Consider the following 21,386-nt stretch of genomic DNA (forward strand, 5'->3'; position numbering starts at 1 on the left):
TCCAGGCTAGCCGGATTCTACCCTCCGGCGGGGGTTCCTCAATGGATGATATTTGATTTCCGCTGGCCCCCATCGTTCTGACCGGTTCCCGGCCAATCGAGTTCTTTGGCATCCGCCCAAAGCTCTTCGAGACCATAAAAATCACGCATTTCCTCGTGCATTACGTGAACCATGACATCGATGTAATCCAGCACGACCCACTTGGAATCCGGCTTACCATCGGAATTTACAGGTTTCACCTTATGCTGTTTCTCAACAATGCCAGCAGTGTCCCGGATAATTGCTCTGAGGTGCGGCATTGAGGAGCCGGAGCAGACAATCATGAAATCGGTAAGGTTTGATACCCCGCGCATATCCCACACTCTGATGTTTTCCGCCTGCATTTCTTCTGCAGCACTAACACACGCTTTTGCTAACTCTTCTCCTTCAATCGCCATAAATATTACCTTCGGAAGGGGACAATAGCCCTATACGCGCTAAATTTGCAACCTGCTTTCTCACCATGCCGCCTATGCGGACACGGAAAACTAAAATCCGATCAAGGTGACCAGCTCCTGATCACTGAATTTATCCATGTGATCCACAGCCGCTGAAAGCATTTCCACTCTGGCCGCATCCTCGATAACGACCCATTTGTCTTCCTGGCTAACCTTTGTCGTGACGATCGGTTGCGAAACTTTGGTTTCCGCAGGACTTACGAAAAGCATGGCTGCGAAAACTCCACATGCTCCAACGGCGACCCACGGAGATGCTTTCACAAAAATATTCCACCACGGATCCCGCTCCGGAAGCTGCCGGAGGGCACGTAAAGTATCGTCCGCAAAACGAGCACTCGCCTCGCGGGGCTCAGCCTTACCGAGCAACTGCCAAGTCGCATCGTCGCTGTTCCAATCTTTTTCGTGTTCCATTTTCATGCTTTTACACCTCAGGAAACCCCAGCCCCATCCAAAAGTTTCACAAAAAGGGAAAATTCCTCAAACCCCACGCTTATCCCCCCAGAGGCGGACGTGCAATCGATCTGAAAATCTGACTCCAAGATCCCGGCAGCGGCCAGCCAACCAACCTGCAATTCTATCCAGTTCTTCCACGGTTCTTCCTTCCGGCATCAGAATCAACCGATTCATTGGCAAGCCGGTTACCTCCACCAGATCCAGGATTTCCGAGATATCCTCTTCCACTTGCACAACGAACTTGAACCAAGCGTTTCCACTTGCCGCCAGACCACGTAGAACCTCGGGCTTCCGCCGTAGCGTCTCCGCCACACCGCTATTGCGGAGTTTTGCAGAGACATTGAACTGGTCGATGGCTGCGAGGGTTTCCTCATTAGGCATCCGGCTGCCATTTGTTTCCATCTCGAAAAACCAATCCTTCCCGTCATCTCTCAGGAGCTTCATCAAGACGAGCAACTCCGCCTCATGAAGCAACGGCTCACCTCCCGTCAGGACCACTCGCCGGCAACCAAAGCCACGGACGATCTCAGCGACTTGCTCAGCACTTTTCTCGATAATCACATCATCCTTACGATGTTTCCGGTAGCCGGGAACCGAGTCCTTTTCATGGGCCCAGGGTGTCCCCTGGAAGTTCCACGTGTGATCCGTATCACACCACACACAGTGCAAATTACACAGCGATAGACGGACAAAAACCGCAGGCGCACCTACGCCCACACCCTCGCCTTGCAGGGTGAAAAATATCTCCGCTCCGTCCCCCAATCGCGCTAATTTCATGGGCCCACTCTCTGTGCTCGCGGCCGGCTTTTAAAGATCAGATTTCTGAGAATCCACCGCCGCCGGGTGTTTCAATCCTTACCCGCTCACCTTCGAAAAAGTCCGCTGTCATTTTTCCAGGCAATTCCGCGCGTTCCCCATTCACAGAGATCCTCTCCTGTGTGCCCGAGACGCCTTTTCCGCCACCACCCATTCCCTGTGGTGCCGTTTTCCGCCGCTCTGTGAGAAACGAAACCGTCATTTTATCCAAGAACTCCACTTCGCGCACCAAACCATCTCCTCCGGCAAAAGTTCCTTCTCCGCCCGAGCCGCGACGCACGGAAAACTCCCATAATCTGAGCGGAAAGCGATGTTCAAGCACTTCGGCATCGGTGATCGCCGTGTTCGTCATGTGCACGTGGCGGGCGCTTTTTCCATTTCCAGAGGCTGTCGCTCCCGCCCCCCCACCGATCGTTTCGTAGTAACCATCCTTCTCATTGCCGAAGAGGAAATTATTCATGGTCCCCGGTCCGTGGGCGGAAAGCCCGAGCGCCGCCAATAGCAGATCGGTGAGACGCTGGCCGGTCTCCACATTCCCCCCCACCACAGCCGGTCCGCCTCCTTCAAGACCTTCGAACCCCGGATTGAGCATACCTTCCGGGATCAAGATCTCCACCCCCGCCAACAGCCCTTCATTGAGCGGCAGATCGACCGCCAGCCAGACCCGCAGAACATACAATACAACGCTGCGGACGATCGCCGGAGTTGCGTTCAAATTACCCGGGTGAACTCCACTGGTGCCGGCAAAATCGATGCATAGATCGCCACCGGAAATTGTGATTTTCACCCTCAGCTTGCAACCATCATCCAAGGACTCTTCCCTCTCGAAGGTCGATTCCCCCACCTCCATCAGGAAGCGCCTCATCAAATTTTCCGATCCATCCAAGACCGCCTGCATCTCTGCCAGAACCACTGCACTGCCTTGCTCCGCGGCTAACTGCTCCAGTGCTCTGGCTCCATTTTTCACTGCCGCCGCCTGTGCCTCCAGATCAGCCAGATTTTCCTCCACCCGGCGGGAGGGAAATCTCGCCGAGCTTAGTTTCCCACGCATTTCATCCCGGAACACCTCACCGCCGGAGATCCATTTCATCGGTGGGATGATTACCCCCTCCTCTTCGAGGAAACGAGCACCGGCAGGCATCGAGCCTGGCGCCATTCCTCCGATTTCCGCATGGTGGGCGCGGTTCGCCACGTAGCCAATCCGTTGCCCCTCCCGATCGAAAACCGCAGCTATCATCGTCACATCCGGTAGATGCGAGCCACCCTTCCCCGGGTGATTCGTCACAATGATATCACCGGGCAGCATTTCGATTTTCTTTGCCACTTCCCGCACGCAGACTCCGAGCGCGCCGAGATGCACCGGCACATGGGGCGCGTTGACCACCAAACGTCCATCGCGATCCAAAAGCGCACAGGAAAAATCCATTCGTTCTTTCACATTGGTCGAAACGGCCGTGCGTTGGAGCAGATCGCCCATCTCGCCAACCAGACTTTCAAACCGGCTGCGGAAAAGCGCCGCGCGGACCTCCGCATCCTCCGGGCTGTCAGCACCTTTGGTTTGCCCGCTCTGTTCCAACAGAAGGGTTCCGCCATCACCGCGAGTCATTTGCCACCCTTTTCCCAACACGCAGGTGCTGAATCTATCTTGAAGGATCAACGGGCCGGATTCCGCTGTTCCCGAAAATTCTTCCCTGCGGAAAGCCGTTCCGATTTCCTCTGCGACCAACCGCAGGCTCACACCTTCCACCTGCCTGTCGCTCCCCGGACGATAACCGTAAAGCAGCTCATACTCGGCAGAGAAACGCTCAAGGATCTGTTCGGTCGCATCCTCGTCCACGAGCTCGATCTCGATTCCCGCTCCCTGCCCAACGAGCCTCAATTCCAGGAAAAATCTCAATGATCTCGCATCTTCCGGCAGGCTTTGGATACGCGCTACCAGATTTGATTTTATTTCATCAAGTCGCAGTTCCTCCAGCGGACGGAGCAACTGCACTAGAGCAACTTCTTGCCTACGTGCGCGTTCCAGCCCCCAGGCGCTCAGCAGGCCCGCATCGCCCGGCACGAGCACCTTTTCGATGCCCAGAGCTTCTGCGACATCACATGCATGCTGAGGCCCTGCACCTCCGAACGCGAACAGCACAAAATCCTGTGGCAAATGCCCTTCCCGGAGTGAAACCCCACGGATCGCCATCGCCATTTTTTCAATTCCTATTTTGCGCAGTCCACGCAATAGAGCCATCCGCTCCTCCACTTCTGCACCGTCCCCGCGCATCGCGGAAACCAGCTCGTCCAAGGCTTTTTCCGCAGCTGCGAGATCAAGCGGAATGCCTGCCCCTTCCACTTCCATCAGCCCGAGCAAAAGATTCACATCCGTCAAGGTTAGCGGGCCACCGCGGCCATAACACGCGGGCCCCGGCATTGACCCGGCGCTTTCCGGTCCTACCTCCAACCTTCCGAGCCTCCAGGAGCATATTGAGCCGCCTCCAGCTGCCACCGTCTCCATACGTAAAGCTGGAGCCAGGACCCTGGCATCGCCGATCAGTTGCTCATAACGGTAGCGGAAGTCACCATCGATCCTTGCAACATCCGTGCTGGTCCCGCCCATATCGAAGGTCAGAATTTTCGGAAAACCCGCAGCCCGTGCCACTGCCGCCGCGCCGACCAGACCGCCAGCTGGACCGGAAAGCAGAGAATCCTTCGGAGCAAAGCGCGAAGCTTCCATAAGTCCTCCCGCACTGGTCATCATCCACGGCTCGCCGGATTCCATCGCCTCGACCACGGAATTGGTAAACTGGTTCATCACCGGTGCCAGCCACGCATCTGCGGCAACTGTTTCGGTCCGCGGCAGGTAGCGCATGACCGGCGCATCCGAGGAAATTCTAACTTCCCGGAAGCCTTCCTCACGCAGCCAACCGGCGACGCACTGCTCCATCTCTCCATCTTTCCAGGAATGCAGCAATGATACCGCAGCGACCTCCAACCCATCATTCAAAGCCTCGCGGGCAATCCTTCTGATTTCTTCCTCATCCGGCGCTTCCACGATTTCACCTGCAGCGGAAAGCCTACCTCTCACACCCACGATCCGCTCCGCCAAAATTCCCTCATCCGGCTGCAATAAGGAAAAAAGCTCTTTTCTCCGTTGATCCCGTATTTCCAAAAGATCCGCAAAGCCGCGTGTCACCAGCAACAGCAAGCGTGCTCCTTTTCCTTCCAGCAAAGCATTCGTTCCCCGCGTTGTGGCCACCCGGAAATCCATTCGCGGTAGCTTTCGCGAGACGGGCGTCCCGGTTAGAAACCTTGCAGCCAATACCGGCGCCTCTTCCCCGGAGCGCAAGACCACCTGCGCCGTGGCAGCTTCTCCGGAAAACTTCACCCACCGGCCATGCACCGCCAGGACTTCGCCCAGCTCGCCGGCATCCAGGCCGATCAGTGCCGCCGGATCAATCTGCCCCAAGCCATCGATCTCGCTGAATCCTTCGGCATCCTTTCCCACAATTTTTCCCACCCAGCTGCCATCGGAAAGCACCTTGCAGCGCACCTCCCGTCCTTCCGGAGATCGTCCCCACGCATCGGTAAAAGTCCCACCGGTGTCTACCCGCACTTTCCATACATCCAGATTCTCCATCGCGGGTAAATACCTATCCGCACGAGGAAAATCATTCAAACGCATTCCCGGAAGAGACTATTTTCCGCTAAGCATCACGCTTGCCTGAGCAATCACCATATCATCAGCAGAAACGGTTCCCTTGATCTGGACCAGCGTGCCCATACGGCCCTCGACGCTTGCCCGGATAGTCAAAGTCCCGCCGGGAAAGGCGGTTCCAGTGATCTTGGCATTTTTCACAGAGGTCAGCCGCATGTCCCCAAGAGCCGGATGCGCCGGATCCGACTGGGCGATAACACCACCCAGCTGGGCGATGGCTTCAATCATGATCACCCCCGGCCACATGGGATTTCCGGGGAAATGGCCTTCAAGGAACGGCTCCTCTCCGGTGATCGTATAAGTCCCGGTGCCAGAGACTCCTGGCTCCAGTTCTGATAACTTTTCCAAAAAACGAAATCCCGGTCCGTGGGGAAGGGCTAGTAATTCTTGATCGTATGGCATGGATGGGAACAGGATGTGCGTGACTGGAAGAAATGTGGTTTCTCCTTTGCCACAGCGTCAAGGGGGCTCTAAACGAAGCCGTAGATTGCCTCGAAAATCTGTGAACTCAAATCCCGAATCAGAAATCCCTATCGTGCAGCCAGGAAAGTCCTTCCTGCTCGCGGTGCGATTTTATGCGACCATGCTCTTCATGCTCTTCTACTGGCCGCTGGGTGTCCTGGTCGTGATGATCATCTGCCTATGCAGCAGCATGCTCAATCCCGGGGAAAAGCACCGGACCCTCGGTCAACTTGTGATTGGGAAATCATTGTCCTCGTTCGTGCGCATTCTGGAATGGGCAGGGATTATCCGGATTCATGATGCCGGACTCATCGGGAAGGCCGATATGCCAGGCCCGCTCCTGATCGCCAGTAATCATCCCGCCCTGTGGGATGCACCCCTGTTGATCCGGCGTTTTCTACGCGTGAGCTGCATCATGAAAGCCGAGCTACTTAACAATCCCCTGCTCAGAAACGGGGCCCTTTTTGCAGGCTTTCTACCCAACACTCCGCGGCTCGAGATGATACATGCAGCCCTGGATCGGTTGAAAAACAATGGCCGTCTACTTTTTTTCCCAGAGGGCACCCGCACGCGCAACCGAGACAAAGGCGGGATTCTCAACAGATTCCGTCCCGGCCTGGCACTTCTGGCAAGCCAGTCGAAAGCTCCTGTCCTGCCCGTTTTCATTAGTTCCAACAGCCTCTATTTGCAAAAAGGCTGGCCGATCTGGCGATTACCACCGCTCCCCATTACGGTTACCATCCGTGTCGGCGATCCGATGAAAATCGGTGAAGGAGAAAGCACCCGCGATTTTTCCCGGAGGCTCGAAGAGCTTTTCCGTAAGGAACTCGGCTGACACAGTGTTTTCCGGCGGGAACGTTTCGTAATTGCATAAACGGGCGGAATCTGTCCATTTCCGCATCATATTTTTCATGAAAGCCTGCGTCCTCATACCTTCTTACAATTCCGGCCCCTTGCTGCGCCGGACACTAACCGGAGTCATGCAGGAATGGGCGGATATTTTCGTGATCATCGATGGCAGCACCGATGGCAGCGACGAGCACCTCGAAGAGCTCGCAAGCCAATATACCGGTGCCGTCCGCCTGCGTGTGCACCGTCTTCCGGAAAACCGCGGCAAAGGCTCCGCTGTTCTTGCCGGCATCAATCTCGCACAAGAAGAAGGGTTCACTCACGTGCTGGCGATGGATGCCGATGGCCAGCACCCGGCCAAACATATCGCACGCTTCATGGCAGCAGGAAATGCACATCCCGAAGCGCTTGTCCTAGGAGTGCCGATTTTCGACTCCACGGCTCCGGCCCTGCGGGTAAACGGCCGCAAGATCTCCAATTGGTGGGCAAATCTGGAAACCTGCTGGTGGGGAATCAATGACTCGCTCTTCGGCATGCGTCTTTACCCGATTGAGCCTCTGCAGCGCGTCTTTTCACAAACATTTTTTGCCCGGCGGTTCGATTTCGACCCCGAGGTGGCGGTGCGGCTGTGCTGGAAAGGTCTTCCGGTGATCAATCTCCCGACCCCCGTCAAATATCTCAGCAGAGAGGAAGGAGGAATCAGCCAATTCCGCTATCTGCGGGACAATGCACTGCTCACCTCCATGCACATACGATTGGTCCTCGGTTTCCTGCTGCGACTTCCGGTGCTTGCCTTCAGGGGCACGAACCCTTTAAAAAACTACGATTCCGACTCCGATGTCCGACAGATCGAAAATCGCTAAGAGCATCTCGACCCATTGCGCTGGCCTGTGGCTGCCGAATTATACCTCCTGCAAGCTGAAAACGGATCCTCTCTACGATGGGGTTTATACCGAGCTGGTATCGAGTGAGCTGCCACTGCTGGACATCGGCTGCGGACTGGGAATTCTTTCGATGTATTTGCGGGAGCGGGGCTGGAAAAATCCCGTCACCGGTTTCGATTTCGATTCGGGTAAGATTACCGGAGGGCGGGTAATGCTGCAACGCGGTGGCTACCAGAATATCACGCTCAGCCAGGGTGACGCCCGCGCCGGCTTACCAGATCATCTGGGCGATGTGACCATTCTTGATATCCTCCAGTTTTTTACCGATCTGGAACAAGAGCAACTCCTTAGGGCAGCGGCAAGCAAGGTGGCACCCGGGGGAAAACTCATTATCCGCAGCGGCTTGTATGAAAAAAACACCCGTTTCTATACCACGGTGATCGCCGATATGTTCGCGAAATGCACATTTTGGATGAAGGCCGCTCCCGTTCGTTATCCGACGGCCGAGTTTTTCAAAAAGACGCTCGCAGCCGAACGCTTTGCGATCGATATCCGCCCATTCTGGGGGAAGACCCCTTTCAACAACTACCTCATTGTAGCGACCCGTGGGCTGGAATAGAGCAAGTCCAGCCACGCTCCTGAGCAAGATCCAATATATCGGTTACCACCTTTCCGGCGATCGGTGTTGCCTCATGTGCCAGAACGATTGAGCCGTCATTGGCCGAGGCACGAATCCTTTCCCGGACGCTTTCGAAATCCGCCCCGACCCCATCAAAACCGCGGCTGCTCCAGCCAATGAGCTCCAGTTTTTCCCGTTTCAAAACCGGATGAACGAAAACGTTGTAATGCCCCACAGGTGCCCGAAACACCGTCGGCGCCGCTCCGGTGATCCGCTCAATGGTGCGCTGGCATTTCACAATTTCCCGATAAGTCCGGATAGGACCAAGGCACCAGAAAAACGCTCTGGGGTGGCTCCAGCTATGGTTCCCAAGCTGATGACCACGGCGATGAATCTCGCGGATCAGATCCGGATACTTTTCCGCTTTTTGCCCGATGACAAAGAAAGTCGCCTTCGCGCCATAGCGATCCAGAAGATCGAGAACCATCGGGGTATCATCCGGATCCGGGCCATCATCAAGCGTCAGCCAAATCCCACTCCCACAACGGGTTCTCACTTTCCCAAAGAGCCGCGACGATGGATTGAGCGTTCCACTCAAAAGGTAGCCGACCAGGAAAATGTGCAGACTCACACCCATCCAGAAATTCCCGCCAAACGCCAATACCGTCCCTCCGGCAAACACTACCAGAATCAGCAACCATCTCCATAGCAGGGACCAAATCATTGCCTTATTCGGTAAAAGCGTTTTCAAAGACAAACCACTCGGACGAATGTTTTTCCAGAAACGGCATCAGACAGGCCGCCCACGCTTCCGCATAATCCATCTCCCTCACACGGGCACCTACTTTCCCGGGAAGAACCTCTAGGGGAGCTTGGAAAACAATACGATAGTGGCGATGCGCGGCACGCACCACATGCAGTGGAAAACACGGGCATTTTGAGATAGTCGCCAGGGTCATCGGTCCTCTCGGGATACGGAATTTTTCCTTTCGTCCCTTCAACGGAACCTCCAATCCCGAGACCTGGGCAATCACCCGATCACTCTGGATGGCCACAAGCTCGCCCTCCATCAAAAGCCGCGCGAGTTCGATCCCCAGCATGCTTTCGGAAGCATTGTAATGGACTTTGAAATGCTCGTATCGGCTCGTATCCTTGGCAAGGTCCCGACGCCGGATTTCCTGCAGATATGGCGATTTTTCCGGAGCACGGACCGTATGGAGATCGCGCCCGAACTTCGGAGAAAACAATGCCGCCGCCAGATCATAATTTCCCGTATGCGTAGTAAGAATCAGCGCCGCACCTTGCGTTTCCCGCAGTTGTTCGAAAACCGCCAGATTATCAATCTCCCAGCTGACCACCTTTTGGCCGAGCCTGGTCCGCATCCCGTCGATACAGGTCCATCCGAAATTCACGAAAACCCTGAACGCACCCACATACCCTTCCGCCAAAGAGAGATCCGGATGGATGACCCGCAGATTTCCACGGATCGCGCTCCGTTGCTGTCGGGCGAGCAAAAAGATCACGAATGCGCAAAGATACAGCAACCCGGCCTCGAGAAAATAAGGCATTTTCGGGGTCAATCGCAGGGCGGTAAACATCACCCGGGTAGGAAAATCGCCGAACAAGCCGAAGCGGGACACATCTGCCTCTTGATTTGTGTCGGTTTCAGAGCTTTTATCTACGGTCATCTGGCGGCAGGCTGACTGAGCCTACGCCTGAGTATCTGTAATTTCAAAACGTATCAACCATGCAAATGATGAATCACCGGGATCCCCGGCCAATCGACGGGAACATCGATCGCTCAGCAGATTACGATGTAGTCGTTATCGGTGGGGCTTTTTCCGGCTCGTCCTCCGCATTGTTGCTGAAACGCCAGTTCAAGGATTTGCGGATTCTCATCATCGAGCGCAGCGGAGAATTCAACCGCAAAGTTGGCGAGAGCACCTCTGAAGTGGCTGGTTGTTTCCTCACTCGCATTCTCCGCATCGGCATGCATCTAAATGCGAAACATGTCGCAAAGCACGGGCTGAGAATGTGGTTTCACAAGGATGGCCAGAACGCGCCGGGCCGCTCCACGGAGCTGGGGCCAGCTTTTCAAGGCCGCTTACCCACTTTTCAGCTGAACCGTATCACCCTGGACTCAAAAATCCTCCAGGAGGCAACCGATCTCGGCTGCGAGCTAGCAAGACCCGCGACAATCCGCGATCTTGAGCTCGGAGGAATTGGCAAAAACAAAGTCTCATTCAAAACGGAATCCGGAGAGATCCGGGAAGTGACCGCCACCTGGGTGATCGATGCATCCGGAAAGGCTGCGAAAATCGCCAAACTCCGTAAAACCTGGAATTCCAACGCCACCCAGCACCCCACTTCCGCGATCTGGACACGGTTTACCAATGTCAGCTACCTGGATTCCCATGAAGCAGTCGCAAAAATGGAGGGACTCAGCTCGAAAGTCATCGCTCAGCGGGGCTCCGCCACCAATCACCTGATGGGCTTTGGCTGGTGGTGCTGGATCATCCCGCTTGATAGCGGCGAAGTCAGTGTCGGGCTGACATGGGACTCGCGCCTTTTCACACCGCCGACGGATGGCTCGATGGCGGAGCGGCTCAAAACCCACATTCTGAAGCATCCTGTCGGCAAGGTCATGTTTGAAAATGCCATCCCCGTGGAAGGCGATAATTGCTATTACAAGGATCTCGCCTACTGGTCCGAGGAAGTCGCCGGCGAAGGTTGGACCACTGTCGGCGACGCCTGCGGTTTCATGGATCCACTCTATAGCCAGGGCCTCGATTACTGCTCCCACACCGTGTATTCCTCCTACACATTGCTGCGCAATTACTACAGCGGCAAGTGCGTGAAAGAGGGAATCGCCAAACGCAACAAAGAGTTCAAACGTAGCTACTTCGATTGGTTCAACGCTCTCTACAAAGACAAATACTGGTATCTCGGTGATGCCGAGCTCATGTATGCCGCCTTCCTCATGGATGTAGGCACCTACTTTATCGGCCCCGTGCGCGGTGTTTACACCAATGAGGATGTGGAATTCGAGGAAATGCCATATTCTGGAGCAATCGGGCATGCCTTCGCGGTCTTCATGGCACTTTACAACCGTCGACTCGTAAAAATCGCGAAAAAGAAAATCACTGCCGAGGTCTACGGCGACAAAAATCTGGATGAAAGTTATCTCATTCTCGGCAGCTTCAACCCGGACCCCTCAAGCTTCAAGCTCATCACGAAAGGCATCAAGATCTGGCTCAGACTGGAGCTGAAATACCTTTTCACCCCTGCCACAAAAAAGCTGCCCGAGCATTCCATGAACTCACCGCTACCCTATGCGTCCACCTCGGGAAGCGCCGCATGAGTTCCAGCCCCATCGGGTTCCGTGGAGCCGGATGGGGCCTCCATGCTTTTCCGTTTCCATAATCCAGGCACCAGAACCACGCTCAAAAAAGTCGTTAGCAAAACGCCCATACTGCAGAGTTGTCCCATGCTGCGGAGCATCTCATTCGATGCGAAGAGCAGAGATCCGAAACCTATCGCCGTGGAGCCACCGCAGAAGCAAATCGCCTTCCCCACGCAGTTCCAGACTTTGTTGAAATCTCCACCGCTACGGCGCAGCGCGAAGATCAAATGGATGCTATAATCGATACCCGTTCCCACGATTAACGGAATAGCCATCCCGCTTAGGAAATTCCAAGATTGCCCGCTCACCACCACAAAGGCGTTGATCAATGCGAGCACAGTCAGCAGCACAACAATACTGATGACCGTGTCACGCAAAGAGCGGAACACCACCAATAAAGCGAGCAGCAGCAGCCCTGTGGCCGGCAAAAAAATGACGTAAAAGTCCCGCTTCACCGAGGGAAGGATCTTCGCCTGGATCACCGCCCAGCCTGTGATATTCCAGTGATCTCTGGCCAATGCATCAAGCTTCCCGATATTTTCGACAGTCACGTCCTCTGCGGACAAAACACTACCAGATAAATAGTAATTCCCGGATGCATCGTGATTGTAAAAATGCTTTGCCAGCGGACTGATCAGATCGCTCTTGGGCGTCTTCGCCAGCTCCACCAATACTTGTTCGTCCAGAGCCGTGCCCTTTTCACTAAAGCCGTTTTCCCGGATTATTTTGAGGATTTCGTCACGTTTTCCGACAATCCCTGAAAGCGCTACGGCATTACTATCCGGCTCCCGATCACGTATCAGATCCACCGGCCATTGGTAGCTTTTCAGGATACCTTGCGCATGCAGTTTTTCCATTTCGCCCTGTGCTTGCTCCGCGACTTCGCGCAATTGCTTCGCGGAGTCCGCACGGGCGATAAGCTGTAGATTCCGATCCGACCATGCGGGAAACTGCTCTTGGATTTTATCGAAAGTCGCCGCCGCTTCACTGCTGCCCGGCTCTACCATCGAGAAGTTGAAACTAACTTCCGGCTCACCCTTGGTGAGGAAAACCGCCAAGGCTGCGGCCATGCACAAACCGATCAGGATGCGGGCGGTTCCCGCTCCCACGAAAGGGGCCCTTACAAATGTCCGCGATGCTCTACACGGGAATCTCTGGAGAAACATAGGGGTGAAAACCAGCATCACTCCGGCTCCGCTCAGCAATCCGATCACAATCAATCCTCCCAACTGCCGCACCCCATTGAACGTGCTGAACGTCAAAAGACCAAATACGATGGCAGTCGTGAGCGCCGCCCATAAAATGCTCGGAGCCATTTCCCTGCGCAGCGCTTTAGCTGTCGAAATGCAACCGGCCGATTCCCTAGCTATCACCACCGCATAATCAATCACCAGCCCGAGTAGAATCGCGGCAAAGCCTACGCTGACGAGATTCAGCGTTCCGAACAGCCACCCTCCGATTCCCAGAGTGATCAAAAATGAGAGTCCCAGCAGCAGCGAAATGAATACCAACTGCCCGGGATGCCGCTGGATTAGCAAAAACAGAATCCCCACGGCGATCGATGTCAGCATGATCGTGCCGGACATATCATCTTCCATTCCCGCGCCGATTTCCGCGTTGAAAACCGGTCCGCCGGTAAGATTGTAGGTGAGTCCGTAATCCTCCAGACCGGGCCAGTTATCGGAAGCCTGGCGGATCTCCTCCAGCCACAGGGCATGCTTTTTGTAATCGTTCGTTGGCGTCCTGCTCTGGATGATCACCATCTGCGATTTTCCATCCTCCGATTGAAAGCTGAAGCTTCCGCCCAAAAGTTGATGGATGGCAGGATGCATCAGGAAACCCAGAGGATCATAAGCCGCCATGGTCGTTTCCTGCTGGTCAAAGGAAGTCCGAATTTCTGCTTTCACGCGATCCAAATGATTCTTCAGTCCTTCCTCGGTCCCGGCTCTCGCCAAAAGACTTTCCATATCGGTGGGCTGGGCATAGCGCCATATATCCGCCAGCGAGCGGGCAAATCCTGTGGGATCCTCCTCCAGCTCCGCCTTGTACAACACCTTTGCAGGAGCCAGCTTTTCTCTCAGGTATTCGACAAAGTCCGCCACATCCTCCTCGAAAATTTCCTCATCGTAACTTTGTAGCAGCAGGATCACCTGTTGGTCATTGCCGAAGTGCTTTTGCGAAATTTTCAGAGCTTCGACACTCGGCATATTCTTTGGCAGAACCTCCAAAATATCAGTCTCGAACCTCAGCCGCAGCAATCCGGCGATCGAGACCCCGACGACAATCAGTAAGGCGACTATGAATGAAAGCTTTCTGAGCACCTCGCCACGCTACGTTTCCGACAGGGTTCCGCAATACTTTCGTGGGTTGAGACCGCGGGGGAACTCGTGTAGGAAAGGCCATGCGCTTCCGTTTTCTCTGCATTTTATCATTCGCTCTCGGTATATGCCAAGCTTTCGCCGATGAGCTGACTCCACTGCGCACCGCGCTGGAAAACCAGGCAAAGCACAAAACCGTCAGCGTCGACTTGCGGCAGACAAAAAAAATCCCCGCACTGACAGATGAGATCCGCCAACAAGGCCATCTCTGGATGATTCCCGGGAAAAGTTTCCGCTGGGAGCTGGGTAAGCCACTGGTGCAAAGCGCAATCTATGATGGCTCGAAGGTTTTTCTCATGGATGAGACCAGGAAAAGCGCAGTCGAGCTGGAGCCCGATGACCGTCGGGCAAAGCCTCTTCTGATGATGCTCGGCATCGGCGAAGGAGCCTCACTGGACCGCATGTTGGAAAATTTTTCGGTAAGCGGGACCAACTCGGTAGGCCACCACTTCATCGTCAGTCTTAGCCCGAAAGGCCGGGTCAAACGTGCGCTCGAATCCATGGTCATGCAGATCAACACCCGGTCCGCGTTTCTGGAGCGCATCGAATGGACGCAAAAGGACGGCACCATCGTTATCACGGAGTTCTTCCCCCCGGTGATCAATAAACCATTGCCAAAGGGAGTCTTCGAGGTGAAGCGGGAGGCCTACACGTGGGAGTAAGCCGCTACCGCACCGCATAGAATGCCTGATCCTCCACGCCCCAAATCAGATGCTTCGAGCTATGTCTGAGAAGGCCGCGATGGTAGCCGGACCGGGTCCCCACTCCGGCTGCCATACTTGCGATTACCCGGCTCATATGCCGCTCCATGATCTTTGCCGGATTCAGCGCCCATTTTCCAGCCGCCAGCTTGCTGCCCGCTTCATACATCTGGAGGATACGCCCATCGTAGAAATACTCGATCAGCTCCTGCCAGGAACTATGCCAATGCTTCAAATCGCGGCAGTAGCGCTTCATCGTGGCTGGCTCCGGATTGCCGTTGGAAAAAACCAGTGAATCGAGCAAATTTGCCGATTCCAACGCCATGAAAAGCCCCGGAGAGAGCATTGGATCCACAAAGCCAAAGGCATCGCCCATCATAATCCAGCCCTTCCCATAGCCCTGCTCACTGATGAGCTGGTAATTGGTATAGGTCATCACCTCGGAAACCCGCTGCGCATTCTTGCCTTTTTCAGAGAGTAAAGGCTCGCTCCTAATCGCGTTTTCCAACCGCTCCACAGCGGTATCTCCCAGCCTTTTTGCCGCCTCCTTGTCGATCACTATACCGACTGAAAGCCGGTCCTTCAGGGGAATCCGCCACGACCAGCCATGCTCCAGCACAGAGATGATGATTTGTCCGGATGGAACTTCATCATGGGTGAAATTCTCAAAGTGAGCGAAGTAAGCCACATCTTTTCTCGTCCCCTTCCGCGCGGGAAGCCCTAACGTCCGTGCGAAGAGACGGGACCTGCCAGTGCCATCAATCAACCAGTCAGGATGCTCAGCCGACGAGTATCCGGCAAGCTCCCGCGACGCGGCCGCTAGTTCCAGCTCGCGATCCGGAGCCATTGATTTCACCACTTCCGCACGTTTTCCGATGAACTTCACCCCAAGCTCTGTTGCCCGCTCTCGCAACAGATTATCAAACTGTGGGCGCGGGACATTGAACGCGTAGGCAGGGGCTTTTTTCCCACGATCCGCAAAGCTGAAATGCAGACGCGAGCCACTGCCGTGAAAAAACGAAGCACCGGGCTTTTCCACTGAGAATTCCCTCACACGCTCTTCGATACCCAGCTTCCGCAGCGTGGGAATCACAGCCGGCACCAGCGACTCGCCGACGAGAAGTCCGGGGCGCTTGTCATCATCGAACACCGTTGTCCGAATGCCGCGCATTGCCAGCAGGCATGCCATCGTGCAGCCAGCCGGCCCGGCACCGATGATTGCCACAGAGATGTCAGGTATCGCCATAAAATTTCAATGCCGTTTTATTTTTCCACTCGCGGTTCTTTCAATCGACTCGACCGCCCTGAATTGCATCGGAACTTTGTAGGAAGCGAGTTTTTCCAAACAAAAACTTCGCAACTCGCGGAGCCGGGGCAGCTCGCAGCCTCCGTGGAGTAGGATTTCAGCACATGGAAAAGCCCCCAGAGTGGCGTGATCCGCCGCAAAAACCTTTGAGCCAAGCACTGCGGGATGAGTGTTTAACACAGCCTCGATCTCCTCGGGAAATACCTTCATTCCACCGATATTGATCACACTTTTGCATCGGCCAAACATCGTCACCGTGCGGTCGCTGGAAATTTTCACGAGGTCTCCCGTGGCAAACCAGCCAGCCTGTAATACCTCTTCCCGAGGCTGCCAGGGATTCAGATACGCATCGAACATTCCCGGCCCCCTGATCAACAGCTCGCCCGTCTCACCGGTAGCCACTTCAAATGCCGGAAGCGGCTGTCCCAATGCCAGGGGAATATCCGCAGCGTGCGCTTTGTTCAGCAAAGGCAGGCCCAGCTCAATAATTCCGAGAGCCTGTGTGACCGGGAGATGGAATTTTCTTTTAAATCCCTCGGCGACCTCCGCTGTCAGAGCGGATGCCGTGGAAATCGCCATCCGTAGATCCGGCAATGGCTCCGCTTCCGCACATTGGGCAAGTTGTGCGAAATGGAACGGGCTTCCGTAGAGAAGATTTGTCCGGGAGTCCCTCGCGGCGCGGAAAACCAGGTCCGGCCGGTTCGAGGGTTCCAGCACTGTTGTCACGCCATGAAACAGATAGAGCACGATGGTCACAGCAAAATGATGGGCCATTGGAAGAGTCCACAGCACTTTATCGCCGGGCTGAAGCTCCAGGCCTTCGTTGGCGGCAGTTATTCGTGCCATCAACGATTCATGGGAAAGCACCACACCTTTTGACGCACCTGTGGTCCCTGAGCTAAACCTTATGAATGCGGGATTCAGAGCCTCAAACCTATCCACCGGGAATTCCGGGGCAACCTGATGCGGAACATAAATTGCCGCATGACCCAGACCCAGCGGCAGCGCGAAACCGGAGTCTCCGGCCTCGATCACGAAATCCAATGCGGTGCCGGTCATCAGGGTCTTCCGCTCGGCTTCGGTCAACTCATCGGGAATCGGGACAAAACATGCCCCCGCCTCCAACACAGCCAATGCCACCGCAATATACCCGGCACCATTCGGGAAAATCACTCCTACCCGAGGAACTGCGGACTTATGGAAATTTTCCTGGCTGCGGATCATTTCACGGATTTCTCCCACCGCGCGGAACAAGGCATCGAAGGATATCCCGCCACCTCCCGCGCAACGCACCGCGATCCGCGGCCCGTGATCGCGCTTTCTGATTTCCTCTACAATATTCACAAGTCGCTTTCGCCAATTATTTGCTGTTCGCCGCTTGGTTGAAGCTAAAAGAGCCACCGCCCAAAATCATTCCGTGTGACAGGAGCAAGAGGAACAACAGAAGGACGCAGGAGAACATGCCGCGAAAAATACCCAAGCAATTCCCCGATGACAATCCATGATACTTCCGGCGTGAATCCGCGGGAGTAAGAAGCCCTCCGGGATAGATTTTCCCAATCTCACGCTTGCCCCGCCCCGCTCCCGCGCCTACACCATGCGGCATGGCAACGATCAATTCAAACTTCCTCAAGCTAAAAGCCGGCTACCTCTTCCCGGAAATCGCACGCCGCGTGAAAGCCTATACAGAATCCGCCCCAGACAAAGCGGCACGAATCATCCGCTGCGGAATCGGTGATGTCACCGAGCCTCTCCCATCCGCTGTCCGCGATGCTATGCACGTGGCTGTGGATGAACAAGGAGAGCGCTCCACATTCAAAGGTTACGGTCCAGAGCAAGGCTACGAATTCCTTCGCCAGGCGATCGTGGACAACCAGTTTTCCAATCTTGGGATTTCTGCGGACGAAGTCTTCATCTCCGATGGCTCAAAGTGCGATACCGGCAATATTCTCGATATCTTTGGCAAAGGAAACACCATTGCCATCACCGATCCCGTCTATCCGGTATACGTCGACACCAATGTCATGGCTGGCAACACCGGCGATGCGGATGACAAAGGCGCCTATGCCGGACTTCTTTACATGCCGTGCACCGCGGAAAACAATTTCGTCGCAGACGTGCCCACGCAGAAGGCAGATCTCATCTACCTTTGCTTCCCGAACAACCCGACAGGAGCTGTCGCAACCCGTGAGCAACTCACAGCCTGGGTGAAATACGCCAAGGAAAACAACGCCATCATCCTTTTCGATGCAGCCTACGAGGCATTCATCCAGGATCCGGAAATCCCACACTCCATTTATGAAATCGAAGGAGCCAAGGATTGCGCGATCGAGTTCCGCTCTTTCTCCAAGAACGGTGGATTTACCGGCGTCCGCTGCGCATACACCATCATCCCGAAAGGCCTGACAGGCAAAGCCGAAGACGGTAGCGATATCTCCATCCATCAGCTCTGGTCCCGCCGCCACTCCACCAAATTCAACGGCGCCTCCTACCCGGTCCAGAAGGGCGCGGCAGCAGTTTTCTCGGAAGAAGGCAAAAAGCAGGTTTCCGAGCTCATCAGCCACTACATGGGCAACGCCAAGCTTTTCCGTGAAGCCTGCCTTTCCCTTGGACTCGAAGTCTATGGCGGCGAAAACGCACCTTACGTATGGGTCGGCTGCCCGGCGGGTGTCAGCTCATGGGAAATGTTCGATAAAATGCTCCACGAGGCCCAGGTCGTCGTCACTCCAGGCTCCGGCTTCGGCTCCGCAGGGGAAGGCTATTTCCGCATTTCCGCCTTCAATTCGCGTGAAAACGTCGAGGAGGTCTGCAATCGACTCAAAGCGCTCATCGCATGATTCCAAAGGAGATTCTCAATCGCACCGGGGCGCGAAACACCGCCTCGGTGCCTGAGAATGTCCTGGGTTTGCTCAATGACGGCGTCATAGAAACCGTCAATCTCTGTGAGTGGCTGGTCGTCGATCAACTCGCCCTCGCGGAGAAAATCTTTCCGGAACATGTCTGGAGCAGGCTTTTGCCCGGACTTCGCAGTGATTTCCGGAAGCTGACTCCCCAAACCGCTCCCAAGAAACTAGCTCTGGTCGGCAAGTATCTCGCAGCGGCTTTTCCACAAAAATCTTCCGCTCTTCGCAGCTCGCAGGCGTTGCTCTCCAGCCCATCGGACATCGTCCGCTCTTGGGGTGCCTATCTGATTGGCTTTAGCAAAACTCTCTCACTTCCGGAAAAGCTGACACAGATCCGCCCCTTCGCGGCAGACAGGAACATGTCGACCCGTGAAATCGCCTGGCTGGCGCTCCGGGCTGAGATTCCGGGAAACCTGGAGCAAGCGCTGAGCCTTTTGTCAGGCTTTGTGACCGACCCGGATCCCTCGATCAGGCGTTTTGCCTCAGAGCTCACCCGCCCCCGTGGGGTATGGTGCAGTCATATTCCGGCTCTCAAAGAATATCCCGAACAAGGCTTCGAACTTCTGGAACCATTACGGTCAGATAGTTCGAAATACGTTCGGGATTCCGTCGGGAACTGGCTGAACGATGCCAGCAAATCAGCCCCCGTAAGTGTGAAGACTCTGTGTGACAGGTGGGAAAAAGACTCACCTTCGCCGGAAACCGCCTACATTGTGAAACGTGCGCTCCGCACACTTTCGAAAACTTCCTGAGATCCGCCTTCTCCGCACTTGCCGGAAGTCTCCCCGCATGGCAAAACCCGCTGATGTTGAAATTGAAATGGGCTTTGTTGTCGGGATTTTGCTTTTTCCTCTGCCAGTGTGCCAGCTCTTCAAACGGCTACAAATTCGGTCCCGCCAATATGAGCGGCCCCACGCAGGAAGCCCGCGACGCAGCGATCGCCAGCGAGCCGACCGGAGATTTCTTCTACGGCCGACGCTACTATGTGAAGAAAACCCGATTCTGGGGATATCTCCGTAAACCTCGCCAATCCGCAAACTCCGCAAAGCTTGTCCTCTTCAAGGAAGACCGCAAGAAGGCCCCTGACCGCCTTTCGGAAAGCGGACCGGCGAGCTCCAGCTACGGATTCGACAACAACTACGAGTATCGCATCTACGGAAACTATACCGGTGAGGAGGGCTACGATCCCAACAGCAACCAGTTTCTCCCGATCTTCCGCATTACCGACTACAAGCTCGTGGACAGAAATCCAGGTTGGTTGTTCCGCCCGGATGATCATTATGATCCCTACCGCGTCACGCTTGTTCCTCGCTGATGAGGCGCGATCCCATATTCCATTCGCGGAGCGCCTGCGGGCACACTGACCTAGCGCTCGACGCGTGCCCAAGTGACGCTACTGCCACCATACTTCATTTCACCTAGGCTTTTCCGGGCTTATGAAATACTCGTGTGGACCCCTCGAAAACCCAGAGCAAGAGCAATAGTTCCCCCACCCGCGGATACCGCAGAGCCTATCGCACCACCCGGGAAGAGGCGGCGGAAAAAACGCCTAAAACGGCGCTCATCCTGCCCGGCAGTCTTTTCCTGCTCAGCGTGGGAATCATCGGACTTTTCGTAAGCAGCTATGTCAAAAGTTCCAGAGGCGCGTCCACGGATACCAGCGGTGAATTTCCGGCCACGATCCATCAGGCCTTCGCCAAGGAAAAACCGTCTGCTGGCGACGAGGAAGAGGTCGAAATTGAATCGCTTGGGATGTATGCGGCGGAAAAACTCGTTTCTGCCGCATTACTGGCCCGCGATGAGGAAACATTGGCCAACTACTACCGCCTGGGCGATCGATCGACTCCTGCCTCGGCTCTCGCAGAATTCCGCAAAGTGCGTGAACATGAAGGCAAAGTCAGCTCGATCAAATGGCTGGGAAGCAGATTCGTGGGCGAAACCCTTGTCGAGGAAGTCCATATAAGATCTGCCACTGATGGAGAACCTCACGAGCGGCTTGCGCAAATTTTCCAGCAACCGGATGGGAAATGGAAAATTGATTTCGATTCTTTCGTCCGCCATACAAGCCATTCCTGGGAGGATATTCTCTCCCACAAAACAGATAAGGCGATGGTGCGGGTGCTGGCCTCCAAGTTCAATTATTACAACGGCGAATTTTCCGACGATTCTGTCTGGCATTCCTACAAATTGCTCACCCCCGATACCCCGGATGCGGTCTACGCGTATGTGAAGGCCCACACGCCACAGGACATTGCCTTACGGACCATATTTTCCACTGCCGAGACATCCCGCAACATCACGCTGGAGATCTCCACCAGCCCGGACAAAGACTCCAGTCAATTTATTATAAGCCGCGTGCTGGCTGAAAACTGGATCGTCACGGACGAGATCTTTGACCAATCCTTTTAATCA

19 protein-coding genes are annotated in these 21,386 nt (G+C 55.0%); 9 read left to right on the forward strand and 10 right to left on the reverse strand.

Going from position 1 to position 21,386, the window contains the following annotated elements; all coding sequences use genetic code 11:
- Positions 1-38 precede the first annotated feature (38 nt).
- From rsfS to ACFSSA_RS05825, 5 genes are all read right to left on the reverse strand, one after another.
- Positions 39-437, reverse strand: coding sequence for a ribosome silencing factor (gene rsfS, locus ACFSSA_RS05805; protein ID WP_386819187.1), 399 nt, complete (start codon positions 435-437; stop codon positions 39-41).
- Between the two features lie 90 nt (positions 438-527).
- Positions 528-908 (reverse strand): hypothetical protein, encoded by a 381-nt coding sequence (locus ACFSSA_RS05810; protein ID WP_386819189.1) that lies wholly within the window; start codon positions 906-908, stop codon positions 528-530.
- A gap of 66 nt (positions 909-974) precedes the next feature.
- Complete coding sequence (locus ACFSSA_RS05815) at positions 975-1,727, reverse strand: 7-carboxy-7-deazaguanine synthase QueE (protein ID WP_386819191.1); 753 nt, start codon at positions 1,725-1,727, stop codon at positions 975-977.
- A 37-nt stretch (positions 1,728-1,764) separates the two neighbouring features.
- Positions 1,765-5,436, reverse strand: a complete 3,672-nt coding sequence (locus ACFSSA_RS05820) for a hydantoinase B/oxoprolinase family protein (protein ID WP_386819193.1) — start codon at positions 5,434-5,436, stop codon at positions 1,765-1,767.
- A 12-nt stretch (positions 5,437-5,448) separates the two neighbouring features.
- A complete protein-coding gene (locus tag ACFSSA_RS05825; RefSeq protein ID WP_386819195.1) occupies positions 5,449-5,871 on the reverse strand; it encodes a 3-hydroxyacyl-ACP dehydratase FabZ family protein in 423 nt (140 codons plus the stop codon).
- Between the two features lie 100 nt (positions 5,872-5,971).
- Here ACFSSA_RS05825 and ACFSSA_RS05830 point away from each other — a divergent pair, with 100 nt between their 5' ends.
- The 3 genes from ACFSSA_RS05830 (at position 5,972) to ACFSSA_RS05840 (ending at position 8,283) form a co-directional block, all read left to right on the forward strand.
- A complete protein-coding gene (locus ACFSSA_RS05830) occupies positions 5,972-6,766 on the forward strand; it encodes a lysophospholipid acyltransferase family protein (RefSeq protein WP_386819197.1) in 795 nt (264 codons plus the stop codon).
- Between the two features lie 76 nt (positions 6,767-6,842).
- The gene (locus tag ACFSSA_RS05835) at positions 6,843-7,643 is read left to right on the forward strand and encodes a glycosyltransferase family 2 protein (protein WP_386819200.1); all 801 of its coding nucleotides are present in this window, start codon (positions 6,843-6,845) and stop codon (positions 7,641-7,643) included.
- Positions 7,618-8,283 (forward strand): class I SAM-dependent methyltransferase, encoded by a 666-nt coding sequence (locus tag ACFSSA_RS05840; protein ID WP_386819202.1) that lies wholly within the window; start codon positions 7,618-7,620, stop codon positions 8,281-8,283. Before ACFSSA_RS05835 ends, ACFSSA_RS05840 begins: the two co-directional genes overlap by 26 nt.
- On the opposite strand, the gene ACFSSA_RS05845 is transcribed toward ACFSSA_RS05840, so the two are convergent.
- Together ACFSSA_RS05845 and ACFSSA_RS05850 are read right to left on the reverse strand one after the other, a co-directional pair.
- Complete coding sequence (locus ACFSSA_RS05845; protein ID WP_386819203.1) at positions 8,255-9,007, reverse strand: polysaccharide deacetylase family protein; 753 nt, start codon at positions 9,005-9,007, stop codon at positions 8,255-8,257. The genes ACFSSA_RS05840 and ACFSSA_RS05845 overlap by 29 nt on opposite strands.
- Positions 9,008-9,011: 4 nt before the next feature.
- Complete coding sequence (locus tag ACFSSA_RS05850) at positions 9,012-9,971, reverse strand: LpxL/LpxP family acyltransferase (protein WP_386819205.1); 960 nt, start codon at positions 9,969-9,971, stop codon at positions 9,012-9,014.
- A gap of 59 nt (positions 9,972-10,030) precedes the next feature.
- Here ACFSSA_RS05850 and ACFSSA_RS05855 point away from each other — a divergent pair, with 59 nt between their 5' ends.
- Positions 10,031-11,644, forward strand: a complete 1,614-nt coding sequence (locus tag ACFSSA_RS05855) for an NAD(P)/FAD-dependent oxidoreductase (protein ID WP_386819207.1) — start codon at positions 10,031-10,033, stop codon at positions 11,642-11,644.
- Here the strand turns inward: ACFSSA_RS05855 and ACFSSA_RS05860 are convergent.
- Entirely contained in the window at positions 11,614-14,007 is a 2,394-nt protein-coding gene (locus ACFSSA_RS05860; RefSeq protein ID WP_386819209.1) for an efflux RND transporter permease subunit, read from the reverse strand. The genes ACFSSA_RS05855 and ACFSSA_RS05860 overlap by 31 nt on opposite strands.
- 80 nt (positions 14,008-14,087) lie before the next feature.
- On the opposite strand from ACFSSA_RS05860, the gene ACFSSA_RS05865 reads away from it, so the two are divergent.
- A complete protein-coding gene (locus ACFSSA_RS05865) occupies positions 14,088-14,726 on the forward strand; it encodes a LolA family protein (RefSeq protein WP_386819211.1) in 639 nt (212 codons plus the stop codon).
- A gap of 4 nt (positions 14,727-14,730) precedes the next feature.
- On the opposite strand, the gene ACFSSA_RS05870 is transcribed toward ACFSSA_RS05865, so the two are convergent.
- Positions 14,731-16,011 carry an NAD(P)/FAD-dependent oxidoreductase gene (locus tag ACFSSA_RS05870; RefSeq protein WP_386819213.1) on the reverse strand — a complete coding sequence of 427 codons (1,281 nt, stop codon included), beginning with the start codon at positions 16,009-16,011 and terminating at the stop codon, positions 14,731-14,733.
- Between the two features lie 6 nt (positions 16,012-16,017).
- Positions 16,018-17,415, reverse strand: coding sequence for a class I adenylate-forming enzyme family protein (locus tag ACFSSA_RS05875; RefSeq protein ID WP_386819215.1), 1,398 nt, complete (start codon positions 17,413-17,415; stop codon positions 16,018-16,020).
- A gap of 260 nt (positions 17,416-17,675) precedes the next feature.
- On the opposite strand from ACFSSA_RS05875, the gene ACFSSA_RS05880 reads away from it, so the two are divergent.
- From ACFSSA_RS05880 to ACFSSA_RS05895, 4 genes are all read left to right on the forward strand, one after another.
- Positions 17,676-18,908: an LL-diaminopimelate aminotransferase gene (locus tag ACFSSA_RS05880; protein WP_386819217.1), complete on the forward strand. Its 1,233-nt coding sequence runs from the start codon at positions 17,676-17,678 to the stop codon at positions 18,906-18,908.
- Positions 18,905-19,726, forward strand: a complete 822-nt coding sequence (locus ACFSSA_RS05885; RefSeq protein ID WP_386819219.1) for a DNA alkylation repair protein — start codon at positions 18,905-18,907, stop codon at positions 19,724-19,726. The genes ACFSSA_RS05880 and ACFSSA_RS05885 overlap by 4 nt, the downstream gene beginning before the upstream one ends.
- Before the next feature lie 53 nt (positions 19,727-19,779).
- On the forward strand, positions 19,780-20,289 hold the full coding sequence (locus ACFSSA_RS05890; protein ID WP_386819221.1) for a hypothetical protein: 510 nt from the start codon (positions 19,780-19,782) through the stop codon (positions 20,287-20,289).
- A gap of 134 nt (positions 20,290-20,423) precedes the next feature.
- Positions 20,424-21,383, forward strand: coding sequence for a hypothetical protein (locus ACFSSA_RS05895; protein WP_386819222.1), 960 nt, complete (start codon positions 20,424-20,426; stop codon positions 21,381-21,383).
- Positions 21,384-21,386: the final 3 nt, after the last annotated feature.

It is taken from the genome of Luteolibacter algae (assembly GCF_042683045.1).
Taxonomy (GTDB): domain Bacteria; phylum Verrucomicrobiota; class Verrucomicrobiia; order Verrucomicrobiales; family Akkermansiaceae; genus Luteolibacter; species Luteolibacter algae.